This window comes from Streptomyces sp. GC420, from assembly GCF_009916105.1.
Classification (GTDB): domain Bacteria; phylum Actinomycetota; class Actinomycetes; order Streptomycetales; family Streptomycetaceae; genus Streptomyces.
This window is the reverse complement of the sequence record NZ_JAAAXQ010000263.1, coordinates 1-11,826: the sequence shown is the minus strand read 5'-3', so window position 1 is coordinate 11,826 and position 11,826 is coordinate 1. Positions and strand designations below refer to the sequence as shown.

12 protein-coding genes are annotated in these 11,826 nt (G+C 70.6%); 6 read left to right on the top strand and 6 right to left on the bottom strand.

The annotated features are described in order from the left end of the window. Window positions 1-768 precede the first annotated feature (768 nt). From GUY61_RS26755 to GUY61_RS26745, 3 genes are all read left to right on the top strand, one after another. Window positions 769-1,896, top strand: a complete 1,128-nt coding sequence (locus GUY61_RS26755; RefSeq protein ID WP_166632810.1) for an ABC transporter permease — start codon at window positions 769-771, stop codon at window positions 1,894-1,896. Next, on the top strand, window positions 1,893-2,633 hold the full coding sequence (locus GUY61_RS26750; RefSeq protein WP_243766773.1) for an ABC transporter ATP-binding protein: 741 nt from the start codon (window positions 1,893-1,895) through the stop codon (window positions 2,631-2,633). The genes GUY61_RS26755 and GUY61_RS26750 overlap by 4 nt, the downstream gene beginning before the upstream one ends. 62 nt (window positions 2,634-2,695) lie before the next feature. Continuing rightward, entirely contained in the window at window positions 2,696-3,283 is a 588-nt protein-coding gene (locus GUY61_RS26745) for a TetR/AcrR family transcriptional regulator (RefSeq protein ID WP_166632809.1), read from the top strand. Window positions 3,284-3,380: 97 nt separating this feature from the next. Here GUY61_RS26745 and GUY61_RS26740 read toward each other — a convergent pair whose 3' ends face one another. Next, window positions 3,381-4,142 carry a MerR family transcriptional regulator gene (locus tag GUY61_RS26740; protein ID WP_166632808.1) on the bottom strand — a complete coding sequence of 254 codons (762 nt, stop codon included), beginning with the start codon at window positions 4,140-4,142 and terminating at the stop codon, window positions 3,381-3,383. 91 nt (window positions 4,143-4,233) lie between these two features. On the opposite strand from GUY61_RS26740, the gene GUY61_RS26735 reads away from it, so the two are divergent. Together GUY61_RS26735 and GUY61_RS26730 are read left to right on the top strand one after the other, a co-directional pair. Then, window positions 4,234-5,667 (top strand): glutamate decarboxylase, encoded by a 1,434-nt coding sequence (locus GUY61_RS26735; protein WP_166632807.1) that lies wholly within the window; start codon window positions 4,234-4,236, stop codon window positions 5,665-5,667. A 130-nt stretch (window positions 5,668-5,797) separates the two neighbouring features. Then, window positions 5,798-6,433 (top strand): Uma2 family endonuclease, encoded by a 636-nt coding sequence (locus tag GUY61_RS26730; protein ID WP_243766772.1) that lies wholly within the window; start codon window positions 5,798-5,800, stop codon window positions 6,431-6,433. An 83-nt stretch (window positions 6,434-6,516) separates the two neighbouring features. On the opposite strand, the gene GUY61_RS26725 is transcribed toward GUY61_RS26730, so the two are convergent. From GUY61_RS26725 to GUY61_RS26710, 4 genes are all read right to left on the bottom strand, one after another. Beyond that, the gene (locus GUY61_RS26725) at window positions 6,517-7,158 is read right to left on the bottom strand and encodes a PadR family transcriptional regulator (RefSeq protein ID WP_166632806.1); all 642 of its coding nucleotides are present in this window, start codon (window positions 7,156-7,158) and stop codon (window positions 6,517-6,519) included. A 25-nt stretch (window positions 7,159-7,183) separates the two neighbouring features. Further along, window positions 7,184-7,729, bottom strand: coding sequence for a DinB family protein (locus GUY61_RS26720; protein ID WP_166632805.1), 546 nt, complete (start codon window positions 7,727-7,729; stop codon window positions 7,184-7,186). A 208-nt stretch (window positions 7,730-7,937) separates the two neighbouring features. Further along, a complete protein-coding gene (locus GUY61_RS26715) occupies window positions 7,938-9,395 on the bottom strand; it encodes an aldehyde dehydrogenase family protein (protein WP_166632804.1) in 1,458 nt (485 codons plus the stop codon). A gap of 67 nt (window positions 9,396-9,462) precedes the next feature. Continuing rightward, a complete protein-coding gene (locus GUY61_RS26710; protein WP_166632803.1) occupies window positions 9,463-10,326 on the bottom strand; it encodes a helix-turn-helix transcriptional regulator in 864 nt (287 codons plus the stop codon). A gap of 292 nt (window positions 10,327-10,618) precedes the next feature. On the opposite strand from GUY61_RS26710, the gene GUY61_RS26705 reads away from it, so the two are divergent. Further along, window positions 10,619-11,236 (top strand): ATP-binding protein, encoded by a 618-nt coding sequence (locus GUY61_RS26705; protein WP_166632802.1) that lies wholly within the window; start codon window positions 10,619-10,621, stop codon window positions 11,234-11,236. Window positions 11,237-11,277: 41 nt separating this feature from the next. Here the strand turns inward: GUY61_RS26705 and GUY61_RS26700 are convergent, their stop codons facing one another. After that, window positions 11,278-11,520, bottom strand: a complete 243-nt coding sequence (locus GUY61_RS26700) for a DUF397 domain-containing protein (protein WP_166632801.1) — start codon at window positions 11,518-11,520, stop codon at window positions 11,278-11,280. Window positions 11,521-11,826 lie beyond the last annotated feature (306 nt).

The following is an 11,826-nucleotide window of genomic DNA, read 5'->3' as shown; positions in this document are numbered from 1 at the left end:
CCCATTGAGAGGTCTGCCCAAAGCTATCAACGCCCACGGGGGCCCTCCGGTTCCACCGGCCTCCCGGAGGAGCACCGCCGTGGGCAGCGGACGCCCGGCCGGCGCCCCGGAGACCGCCGCCGGTGGCCTTCGGCCGCCCGGTGCCGGTGCCCCGGCACCGGGCGGTGGCCCGCGACTGACAGGCGCCCACGCCTCGGACTACGGCTCGCCGGAGACCGGAGCTGTCCCGGCGGCAGGAGCCAGGCCGGCCGAAGGCCGAAGGGCAGGGACCGGGGTCCGGGATGGCCGGGGGGCCGAGGGCCGGTCTTTCGGGAGCCCGCGGTGGGTGCCGGGCCGACCGCCGGTGCCGGTGCCCCGGCACGGCCGGTGGCCCGCGACTGACAGGCGCCCACGCCTCGGACTACGGCTCGCCGGAGACCGGAGCCGGCTCGCCGGAGAACCGGGCCGGCCCGGGAGCCGGAGCGGCCGACCGGAGGCCGTTGCCGCCGGTGCCGGGCCGGAGGGCGGACCGGGGTCCGGGTCCGGTGCCCGGGACGGGTGCCGGGCCGACGGCCGGTGCGAGCGATGCCCGGGTGCCGGAGGACCCGGGCCGCCAGAAGGCCGGAGGCGGTTCGGGCGGGAGGAGGGTGCCGACAGGGGTGTCGGGAAACTTGGCTATGATACCGACACCGGCGTCGTCAAGATTCGGCAAAGCCCCTCGGGCTTCCCCGCTCCGTGCCGCCGCCGACCGCCGCATCCTCCCCCTGCCTCGTTCCCCGGGAGTCCCCCGTGTTCCTCGCTCTACGCGACCTCCGGTTCGCCCGCGGCCGCTTCGCGCTGATGGGCGCCGTCGTCGCGCTCATCGCCGTGCTCGGCGTGCTGCTCTCCGGCCTCGCGTCCGGTCTGGCCGACGCCGGCATATCGGGCCTGCGCGCCCTGCCCAACACCCACATGGCCTTCGACGAGAAGGCGACCAGCGAGCAGTTCTCCCGCTCGACCGTCGAGGAGGAGGACTGGAAGGCCTGGGCCGCCGCCCCCGGCGTCGAGAAGGCCGAGCCGTTCGGCAACACGCTGGCCAACGCCGAGGTCACGCGGGGCGCGAAGAAGGGGGCATCGGTCAACCTCGCGGTCTTCGGCATGGAGCACGACTCCTCCCTCGCGCCCGACCCCGACCACGGCGACGGGCTGAAGGAGAACGGCAACGGAATCCTCATCAGCCAGGAGATCGCCGACGAGGGCGTCCGGATCGGTGACGTGCTCACCGCCGACAAGAGCGAGGTGGAACTGACGGTCACCGGCATCGTCGACGAGACCGTCTCCTACGGCCACATCGGCGTCGTCTACGCCGGCCTGGACACCTGGCGGCACCTGCACTACGGCCTCCCCGGCGAACTGCCCGCCTCCGCCCGGAAGCAGGCCACCGCAGTCGCCCTGACCCTGGAGTCCGGCACCGACACCTCAGCCGTCGAGAAGGCCACCGGCACCCGCGCGGAGGACAAGGAGACGACGTACGGCGCCTCGCCCGGCTACCTCGCCGAGTCCAGCACCATGGCGCTCATCCAGGGCTTCCTGTACGCCATCTCCGCCCTCGTCGTCGGCGCCTTCTTCACGGTCTGGACCGTGCAGCGCAAGGCCGAGATCGCCCTGCTGAAGGCACTCGGCGCACCGACCGGTTACATCCTCAGGGACGCGCTGGCCCAGGTCGTCGCGATCCTCGTGGGCGCCACCGCGCTGGGGACCGCGATCGGCCTCGCCCTGGGCAGCGCCATGATCGGCAAGGCTCCCTTCACCCTGTCCGCCACCGCCGTCGCCACCGCCTCCGGGCTGCTGATCGGCCTGGGCATCGCCGGCGCCGTCGTCGCCATCCGCCGTATCACCGCCGTAGACCCCCTGACCGCGCTGGGAGCCAACCGATGACCATGTCCGCCACCAGTTCACCGCAGCGGCGGCCGCAGCAGTCGCGGGAGGAGCGGAACGGCGAAGGAGCCGCCGGACTGCGGCTGGCCGGCGTCGGCCTCGTCCTCGGCGACGGCGACACCGCCGTCACCGCGCTCGACGGCATCGACCTGACCGTCGCGCCGGGCGAGTTCGTCGCCGTCGTCGGCCCGTCGGGCGCCGGCAAGTCCAGCCTGCTCGCCGTGGCCGGCGGTCTTCAGCGGCCCACGTCGGGCACGGTGACCGTGGCCGGCACCGAACTGACCGCGCTGAAGGACCGGGAGCGCACCGCCGCCCGCAGGCGCCACATCGGCTTCGTCTTCCAGCAGTCCAATCTGCTGGCCTCCCTGACGGTCCGTGAGCAGCTGCTGCTGCCCATGCACATCGACGGCCGCCTCGACGCGGCGGCCAGGAGGCGCGCCGACGAACTCATCGAGTCGGTCGCCCTCGGCCACCGGGCCGGGGCCCGGCCGCACCAGCTGTCCGGCGGCGAGCGCCAGCGTGCCGGTCTCGCACGTGCCCTGATGACCTCGCCCGCGGTGCTGCTGGTGGACGAGCCCACCTCCGCCCTGGACCGGGTCCGTTCCACCGAGGCGGTGCGTCTGCTCGCCGAGCAGACGCACCAGCAGGGGACGGCGACGGTGATGGTCACCCACGACACGGCGATACTGGACACCGCGGACCGGGTGCACGAGATGCTCGACGGCCGCCTGACCTGACCGTCCGCCGCGTCGCCCCCGCGTCCGCGGCCCCGCATCGCCGCTACGGAGCCCACCGCGCAATGCCCAAGATCAGCGCCGCCACCGTCGCCGAGCACCGAGCCCGCCAGCGCGAGGCACTGATCGAGGCCGCCGTGGACATCCTGGTGACCGAGGGCGCGGCCGCCGTCACCCCGGCGGCGGTCGGCGCCCGCGCGGGCCTCGCCCGGTCCAGCGTCTACCAGTACTTCGACTCGGTGGCGGTCCTGCTGGCCACGATCGTCGAGGAGGCCTTCCCGCGCGCCAACAAGGCGCTGGAAGAGGCCATGGAGGACGCGAGGACCCCGCTGGAGCGCATCGACTCCTACCTGACCACGACGCTCCGCCTCGCCGCCGAGGGGGCGCACCGGCCGGCCGCCGCCCTGATGGCGGCCGACCTGCACCCGAGCTGCCGGGAACGGCTCATGGAGCTGCACCGGGAGCAGATCGCCCCCTTCCGCGCGGCGGTGCGGGACGCGGGGGTGCCGGATCCCGGGCTCACCGCCGACCTGCTCGGCGGGCTGCTGCAGGGCGCCATGGCCGCGGTGGAGCGCGGCACCCCGGTCGACGCCGTCCTGGAGCGCACACTGACCCTGGCCCACCGCTGCCTGGCCCCGGGCGACGGCGCCTGACGTCCTCCCGCGGCGCCGTCGGCCCGGGCGGTGCTGAGGACCGGGACCGGGTGGTGCGGGCGGTGCGACGGACCGGGCGCCGCGGCGGACCGGCGGATCAGGCGTCGTGGCGGACGGCGTTGGCGAGGACGGCGTTCCTCAGGAACGCGGCCATCCCCGGCTTGATCTCCTCGTACGTCGCGGTGAACCGCGGGTCCGCGACGTACATCTCGGCCAGGCCCCTGTGGATCTCGTACCCGCACTCGTAGAAATTGCGGCCGATCTGCCGCCGGTGCTCCTCGGCGAGGTCCATGGCCGCCTCGGACTCCGGTCCCGCGCCGGAGTCCATCACGGCGGCGAAGCGGCGGTTCCAGTCCTCCTGCTCCGCCTTGATCCGCAGCCAGTCCTCCTTGGTGTAGGAGGCGGTCCTGCGCTGCGACTGCCGGTAGGCGTCGGTGCCGCCCCAGCGCTGCCCGGCCTCCTGCGCGTGCTCCTCGGGGTCGAAGTCCCCGAAGACCTCGAACTTCTCCTCCGGCGTGAGGTTGATGCCCATCCTGCGTGCCTCCATCGCTGTCCTGACGGCCGCGGCCATCTCCTGGAGCCCGGCGATCCGTCCGGTCAGCAGCTCGTGCCGGCGCCGCAGGTGCTCCTGCGGGTCGGCGTCCGGATCGTCGAGGAGAGTCGCGATCTCGTCGAGCGGAAAGCCGAGCTCCCGGTAGAACAGGATCTGCTGCAGCCGGTCGAGGTCCGCGTCGGTGTACCGGCGGTGGCCTGCCCCGCTGCGTCCGCCCGGTACGAGCAGCCCGATCCCGTCGTAGTGGTGCAGCGTCCGCACGGTGACGCGCGCGAAACCGGCGACCTGTCCCACGGAGTAGCCCATCGTCCCCGCTCCTTCCTCGGTACGCCCCTCACGATGAACCCTCACGCGGCGTGAGGTGCAAGCCCGGCCGCCCCGTCCTAACGTCGAAGGCATGCCACTGCACCACGGGGAGAACGAACCCCAGGACAAGGACCGCGACAGGGCCAGGCGCCGGCTCGCCGTGAACCCGTTCCACGGCGTGGCCGATCCGCTGGGCGGCATGGAGCTCGCCCCGCCCGCCCACCGGCTCCCGGACGGGCCGCTGCCGCCCGCCACGGCGCGGCAGCTGGTGCACGACGAGCTGATGCTGGACGGCAACTCCCGGCTCAACCTGGCCACCTTCGTCACCACCTGGATGGAGCCGCAGGCCGCCGAGCTGATGGCCGAGTGCCGCGACAAGAACATGATCGACAAGGACGAGTACCCCCGGACGGCGGAACTGGAGCGCCGCTGTGTCGCCATGCTCGCCGACCTCTGGAACGCGCCCGACCCCGCCGCCGCCGTCGGCTGCTCCACAACGGGGTCGAGCGAGGCATGCATGCTCGCCGGGATGGCCCTGAAGCGCCGCTGGGCGAAGCGCAACGCGGACCGCTACCCCTCGGCCGGGGCCCGGCCCAACCTGGTCATGGGCGTCAATGTGCAGGTCTGCTGGGACAAGTTCTGCAACTTCTGGGAGGTCGAGGCGCGGCAGGTGCCCATGGAGGGCGACCGCTTCCACATCGACCCGGAGGCGGCGGCAGGGCTGTGCGACGAGAACACCATCGGCGTCGTGGCCGTCCTCGGCTCCACCTTCGACGGCTCGTACGAGCCCGTGGCGGAGGTGTGCGCGGCCCTGGACGCCCTCCAGAAACGCACTGGCCTCGACATCCCGGTCCACGTCGACGGCGCCTCGGGCGCCATGGTGGCGCCCTTCCTCGACGAGGACCTGGTGTGGGACTTCCGGCTGCCGCGGGTCTCCTCGGTCAACACCTCGGGCCACAAGTACGGACTGGTCTACCCGGGCGTGGGCTGGGCCCTGTGGCGCTCGCAGGCCGAGCTGCCCGAGGAGCTGGTGTTCCGGGTGAACTACCTGGGCGGCGACATGCCGACCTTCGCGCTGAACTTCTCCCGCCCGGGGGCGCAGGTCGTCGCGCAGTACTACACCTTCTGCCGTCTCGGCCGCGAGGGCTACCGCGTGGTCCAGCAGGCGTCCCGGGACATCGCGACGCGCCTCGCCGGCGAGATCGGGGCCATGGGCGACTTCCGGCTGCTGACCCGGGGCGACGAGTTGCCCGTCTTCGCCTTCACCACCCGGCCCGGGATCACCGGCTACGACGTCTTCGACGTCTCCCGGCGCCTGCGCGAGAGGGGCTGGCTGGTCCCCGCCTACACCTTCCCCGAGAACCGCCGGGACCTCTCCGTGCTGCGCGTGGTCTGCCGCAACGGCTTCTCCGCCGACCTCGCCGACCTCCTCCTCGAGGACCTGCGCCTGCTGCTGCCCGAACTGCGCCGCCAGAGCGAGCCGTTGAGCAAGGACCTGGCCGGGGCGACGGCGTTCCACCACTGAGCGCCCCGCCCGGCGTCCGGCCCCCTGCCGGGTCGGCGGGCGGACGGCGGAACGACTCCTCCTCACTCGCGGGAGTGAAGGTACGGTCGAACTGGTACGTCCTTCCCATACGCACTCCACCATCTTGTCCATGGGAGCAGTCATGGTCGCAGAGGCACAGGAACACCTCACCGAGTCCACGGGCCCGGCCACCCCGGACAACTGGATGTACCCGCCGGAGGACGGCTGGACGTACGACCAGGTCAGGGAACTGGTCCTGCCGTACGCATGGGAACTGCTGGGCGGGAAGATCGTGGTACGTGGAGCGACCAAGTGGTGGCACGACCTGGTGCGGGACGAGTTGTACTACCGGCTCAGGAGTGCCAGGCGTGAGCCCTTCGCCGTCAACACCGAGCGCTGGATCAAACTCGACGAGCGCAACGCCCCGAGGCCCGACGTCGTGGTCTTCGACAAACGCGGCCTCGATGTCCAGACGCTGGACTGCATCCCGGCGGAGAAGGTCGCCCTCGCCATCGAGGTGGTCTCCCCCGGCTCCCGCTCGGAGGACCGCATCCTGAAGCCGGGCCTGTACGCGGCGGCGGGCATCGAGAACTTCTGGCGCGTCGAGCGGAGCGAGGAGGGCCTCCCCGAGGTCCACGAGTTCTGGCTGGACGAGGAGGCCGCCGTCTACGTGCCCGCCACCGCACGAAAGGTCCACACGGCCAAGCTCGCCGTGGACGAGCCCTTCCCGGTCGAGATCGACCTGCGCGGCCTGGTCGAGGCCTGACCGGGACGGGCCCGCCGCACGGCGGGGCTCAGCTGCCAGCCATCCGGGCATGTTGCCGGGGGGTGGAGACGCTGGAGAGGACCTCAGCGGAAGTCCTGCGGATGGCTCCGGCCCGTCGCGTATGGGTTCTCCTGGCCCTCCGCCAGGACGCCGACGAAGGGCTCGCCCTCCCCGGCGAAGGTGTAGGCCCCGGCCTCGATGCGTCCGATCAGACCGCGGGTCCAGTCCTCCTCGGCGTCCGCCGAGTGCACCCACATGTTCATGATCTCGCCGATGTGGCCGAGCTGGGCCGGGCCCTCCTCCGGCACGTAGTACTCCGTCACCGCCCTGCGCCACTCCGCCAGCCTCGCCAGGCGGTCCCGCAGCAGCTGGACGGCCTCGGCGCGGGGCAGGTCGACGATGAACCCGATGGCCGCCGAGAGGACGTCCATCTTCTGGTCGTACGAGACCAGGGCCTCGCGCAGCAGCCTGAAGAACTCCTCGTGCCCCGCCCGCGTCAGCTCGTACTCGGTGCGCGGCGGCCCCCCCGCCGTGCTCGGCGCGACCTCGTGGGCCAGCAGCACGCCCTGCTTGGCCATCTGCTTGAGGGCGTGGTAGATCGAGCCGGGCTTGGCGTTGGACCACTCGTGGGCGCCCCAGTACTCCAGGTCGTTGCGGACCTGGTAGCCGTGCGCGCGGCCGTGCTGGCGGACCGCACCGAGCACCAGGAGGCGGATCGCTGACATGCGCCCAGGTTATGCGGTCGCGCACTCAGTCCGGCACGGCGGCCGACTCCTCGTCGACCAGCTCGAAGGCCGTTTTGCCGTCCAGCGACTCCCGGATGATGTCCGCGTGTCCGGCGTGCCGGGAGACCTCCCTGATCAGATGCAGCAGCACCCAGCGCAGCGAGACCTCCCCCTTCGGGAACCAGGGGGCCTCGGGCAGCGGGAAGGTCTCGTCGAGGGTGGGCGCCGAGCGGATGAACTCCTCGGTCTCCCGGGCGACCTTCTCCCAGTACGCGAGCACGCCTGCGACCGTCTCGCCCTCGACGAGGCGGAAGCACTCCTCCCAGTTCGACTCGTCCCGCTCGACGGCCGGGGCCTGGCGCCTCGCGCGGGCGATCCAGCTCTGCTCGACCTCCGCGACGTGCTTGGCCAGGCCGGACAGCGACAGCTCGCTCGCGCTGGGCCTGCGCGCCGCCTGCTCCTCCGTCAGGCCGAGCAGGGCACGGCGGATGCCGCCGCGCTCGGACTCCAGGAAGGCGAGCAGCGCACCGCGCTCGTCGCCGGGGGCTTCTGCGTTCACGTGGGTGACCATGACGGGCCGCCTTTCGCCGTACGAATACCGCTTGCTTCCGACTTCGTACGTACGACGCTACGCGGCACTCCGGTCAGTTTCCGTCCTCAATCCACAGGGTGTGGACCGAAGGTGTGGAGAAAGCGCGGCAACCCGGCCGGGCCGGCCGCAGGGGAAGGAGGGCGGATCAGCGGGCCGGGGTCCGTCGGCGGGTCGGCGGGCGCGCGGCTCAGAACGGGAAGTGACTGCGGCTGTGCTGCACCGAGATCCACTTCTGCGTGGTGAACGCCTCCACCGTCGAGGCGCCGTTCAGCCGCCCCATCCCGGAGAACTTCTCGCCGCCGAACGCCACCAGTGGCTCGTCGTGCACCGTGCCGTCGTTGACGTGGAACATTCCGGTCTCGATGCGGCGGGCGAAGCTCACGCCCCGCTCCACGTTGCCCGTGTGGACCGCCCCGCTCAGCCCGTACGGACTCTCGTTGGCGATCCGGACCGCCTCCTCCTCGCCGTCGAAGGAGTTCAGCAGCGCCACCGGCCCGAAGATCTCCTGCGACATGAGCGGGGAGTCGAAGGGCAGCCCGGCCAGCACCGTCGGCTCCACGAGGTTGCCGATGGTCCGGCCCCGCACGAGCGCCTCGGCGCCCTCCGCCACGGCCTGGTCGACCAGTCCGGTCAGCGCCTCCGCCTGGAACTCGCTGATGACGGGGCCGATATGGGTGTCGGCCTCGCGCGGGTCACCGGTCTTGAGCGCCCGGACCCTGCTGGTGAACTTCTCGGTGAACTCCCGCTCGACACTGCGGTCCACCAGCAGCCGGTTGGCCGCCATGCAGCACTGCCCCTGGAAGACGTACCGGCTGAAGACCGCCGCGTCCACGGCGTAGTCGATGTCGGCGTCGTCCAGCACCACCAGGGCGCTGTTGCCGCTCAGTTCGAGCACGGCCCGCTTGAAACGGCTCGCGGTGACGGAGGCGACGTGCCGGCCGACCCGGTCGGAGCCGGCGAAGGAGATGACCTTCGGCACGGGGTGCACCAGCAGCGCGTCGCCGATCTCGGCGATGTCGGTGACGATGACGTTGAGGAGCCCGGCCGGCAGCCCCGCGTCCTCGAAGACCTTCGCGATCAGCCCGCCTCCGGTGACCGGGCTGTTCTGGTTGGGCTTGACGACAACGGCGTTGCCGAGGGCGAGGGCCGCGGCGATGGACTTCATGCCCAGCAGGAAGGGGAAGTTGAACGGGCTGATGACGCCTATGACGCCGACCGGCACGCGGTAGACGCGGTTCTCCTTGCCGTCGACGGGCGAGGGGAGGATACGGCCCTCGGGATAGAGCGCCAGCTGGATCGCCTCGCGCAGGAACTCCTTCGCGAGGTGGATTTCGTACTGGGCCTTCAGCCGGGTGCCGCCGAGTTCGTCGGTGATCGCGTCGACGATCTCGTCCTCGCGGTCCTCCGTGATCCGCAGGGCGCGCTCGAAGACGAGCCGCCTGGTGTACGGATTGGTCCCCGCCCAGGCCCTCTGGGCACGCTCGGCAGCGCGGTACGCCTCGTCGACCTCGCCGACGGTGGCGACGGTGACACTGGCGAGCTTCTCACCGTTGTACGGATTGAAGTCGATGATGTCCCAAGAGCCGCCGCCGGTCCGCCATTCCCCGTCGATGTACTGGTGGGCCAGATCGGTGAAGAAGGACATGTCATCCCTAACTGCCGTACAGGCCCAAAGCCTGATACACCTGATGGGACGTCATCGTACTGTCGTATCAGGTCAGTTGCAGGAGACCTCGGAGCAAATCACGGGTGCGCTGCGGGTCGGAGCTGTCCGCCTGGAGTTTCTCCATCACCTGCTCGTACTGAGCCACTTCCTCACCCTTGTCCAGATACAGCGCGCCGGTGAGCTGTTCCAGATAGACGATGTCGGAAAGATCGGATTCCGGGAATCGCAGCATCGTGAACGCGCCGGACTCGCCCGCGTGACCGCCGAAACTGAACGGCATCACCTGGAGCGTGACGTTGGGCCGTTCGGAGATCTCGATCAGATGCTCCAACTGACCTCGCATGACCTCGCGGTCGCCGTAGGGGCGGCGCAGCGCGGCCTCGTCGAGCACGGCATGGAACTGCGGGGCGCGTTCGGACACCAGGACCTTCTGGCGCTCCAGGCGCAGAGCGACCCGCTTGTCGATCTCGGCCCGGCTCGCTCCCGGCATTCCGCGCCGGACGACGGCATGGGCGTACCCCTCGGTCTGCAACAGACCGTGCACAAACTGAACTTCGTAGATCCGGATGACGGAGGCCGCGCCTTCGAGGCCGACGTAGGTCTGGAACCAACTGGGCAGCACGTCCCCGTAGGAGTGCCACCAGCCGGCGAGATTGGCCTCTTTCGCGAGGCTCAGCAGAGAGGAACGCTCGGCCTCTTCCGTGACGCCGTAGAGCGTGAGCAGATCCTCGACGTCCCTGGCCTTGAAGCTCACCCTTCCCAACTCCATGCGGCTGATCTTCGATTCGGACGCCCGGATCGAGTAGCCGGCCGCTTCGCGCGTGATGCCGCGTGATTCGCGCAGCCGCCTGAGCTGTGAGCCCAGCAGGATGCGCCGCACCACCGATCCGCTCGACTCGCCTGCGGTCACTTCACCAACCCTCCCCGAAACCGGAACAGCGGCAGTCTGCCACTAACAGGCTTCACGCTGTACTCATACGGTTACAGAAAGCGGAAGCCTACTAAAGTGGACGTAGGAAGAAATGAGCAAGAAACGGCACGCTTGTACTCAAGTCCGGCGCGTGCACGTGCATCTGCCCTTGCATCTGCCCAACGCATTCGGAACCATGGTGCCCGCGCACCTGCTGTTCCATCCGTATTGACGTAGTGCTGACGCAGTACCGCTCCGCCCGCCACGGCCGCGATACCCGGGAGTGCCTCGCATGGGGACGAATGGATCGACCATGCTCGAGCCCTTACGGCGAGGCCTGCCCCCCATCGACCCGGCGGCCGTCTCCAGCTCGGCTTCCTGCGCCCTTCCCGCACGCTTCGAAGCGGTGCGCGGGGCACGGCAGTTCACCAGAGCGACACTGTGCAAGTGGGGGCTGGAGGAGCGGCTCGACGACGTCTCACTGGTCGTCTCCGAACTCGTCACCAACGCACTGCGGCACGCCCTTCCCGAAACCACCGCGGCGGACGACCGGCACGACCGCGGGTACGACCGCGGGTACGACCGCGGGTACGACTGCGGGCGCGGCGACAGGAATCCCTGCGCGAACGGCCACCAGGAGCAGGACCCTCCCGTACGGCTGCACCTGATGCGCTGGACCACCCGGCTGGTGTGCGCCGTGCGCGACCCCAGCGAGGAGAGCCCGGCGGCCGGCGACGGCACGGGCGACTGCTCGGCCGAGTCGGGCCGTGGACTGTTCTTGGTGGATTCCTTCAGCGACAGCTGGGGCTGGCATCCGCTCGCGGGCACACTGAGCGGCAAGGTGGTCTGGGCCCTGTTCCGGCTCCAGCCCGTCCGGACGGCGGCGTTCCCGCCCCACCCCGCGCGGTGAGGCGGGAGGGCGTCCGGGCGACGGCATGCGCCATGGGAGCTTCAGGCCTCGGCCACCAGGTAGTCGAACTCGCCGTCCTTGATGCCCAGGAGCATGGCCTCGATCTCCGCGGGCGTGTAAACGAGTGCCGGCCCTTCCGGGTGGCGTGAATTGCGCACGGCCACATCACCGCCCGGCAGCTTTGCGAACTCCACACAAGATCCCTGCGAGTTGCTGTGCCTGCTCTTGCGCCACACGACGCCGCGAAGCTCTGCCGCCGCCATGCCGTTGTACGCCTGGTGCACAGGTAGCTCCCCGAATGGTGCAGTAGTCAACTGCCTCGGATCATAGCTGCGTTCGAATGCAGATGCATGAGCGTATGCATGCGCAGATGCACGTGCACAGGGGGTGCCCTTTCGGTTACGCAGACGTGCTCCGACGCACGGTGAAACCGCTTGCCCATTTGCTCTACGGAATAGACGCCCAGGCCCTCCCGAAGGTTCCTTCCACCCTCTGATCCATGACGCGCGGCGTGCCGAACGCCGCCATTCCCGGGGCAATTGACTGTCCGGTCGGTACAACTGGTGTCCCGTGGGGCCGGAGCGCGGGAA

What these genes read in the sequence shown, in the direction of transcription:
- GUY61_RS26750 (WP_243766773.1), top strand. Translation starts at nt 1,893, where the DNA reads ATGACCATGTCCGCCACCAGTTCACCGCAGCGGCGGCCGCAGCAGTCG.
- GUY61_RS26745 (WP_166632809.1), top strand. Translation starts at nt 2,696, where the DNA reads ATGCCCAAGATCAGCGCCGCCACCGTCGCCGAGCACCGAGCCCGCCAG.
- GUY61_RS26740 (WP_166632808.1), bottom strand. Translation starts at nt 4,142, where the DNA reads ATGGGCTACTCCGTGGGACAGGTCGCCGGTTTCGCGCGCGTCACCGTG.
- GUY61_RS26735 (WP_166632807.1), top strand. Translation starts at nt 4,234, where the DNA reads ATGCCACTGCACCACGGGGAGAACGAACCCCAGGACAAGGACCGCGAC.
- GUY61_RS26730 (WP_243766772.1), top strand. Translation starts at nt 5,798, where the DNA reads ATGGGAGCAGTCATGGTCGCAGAGGCACAGGAACACCTCACCGAGTCC.
- GUY61_RS26725 (WP_166632806.1), bottom strand. Translation starts at nt 7,158, where the DNA reads ATGTCAGCGATCCGCCTCCTGGTGCTCGGTGCGGTCCGCCAGCACGGC.
- GUY61_RS26720 (WP_166632805.1), bottom strand. Translation starts at nt 7,729, where the DNA reads ATGGTCACCCACGTGAACGCAGAAGCCCCCGGCGACGAGCGCGGTGCG.
- GUY61_RS26715 (WP_166632804.1), bottom strand. Translation starts at nt 9,395, where the DNA reads ATGTCCTTCTTCACCGATCTGGCCCACCAGTACATCGACGGGGAATGG.
- GUY61_RS26705 (WP_166632802.1), top strand. Translation starts at nt 10,619, where the DNA reads ATGGGGACGAATGGATCGACCATGCTCGAGCCCTTACGGCGAGGCCTG.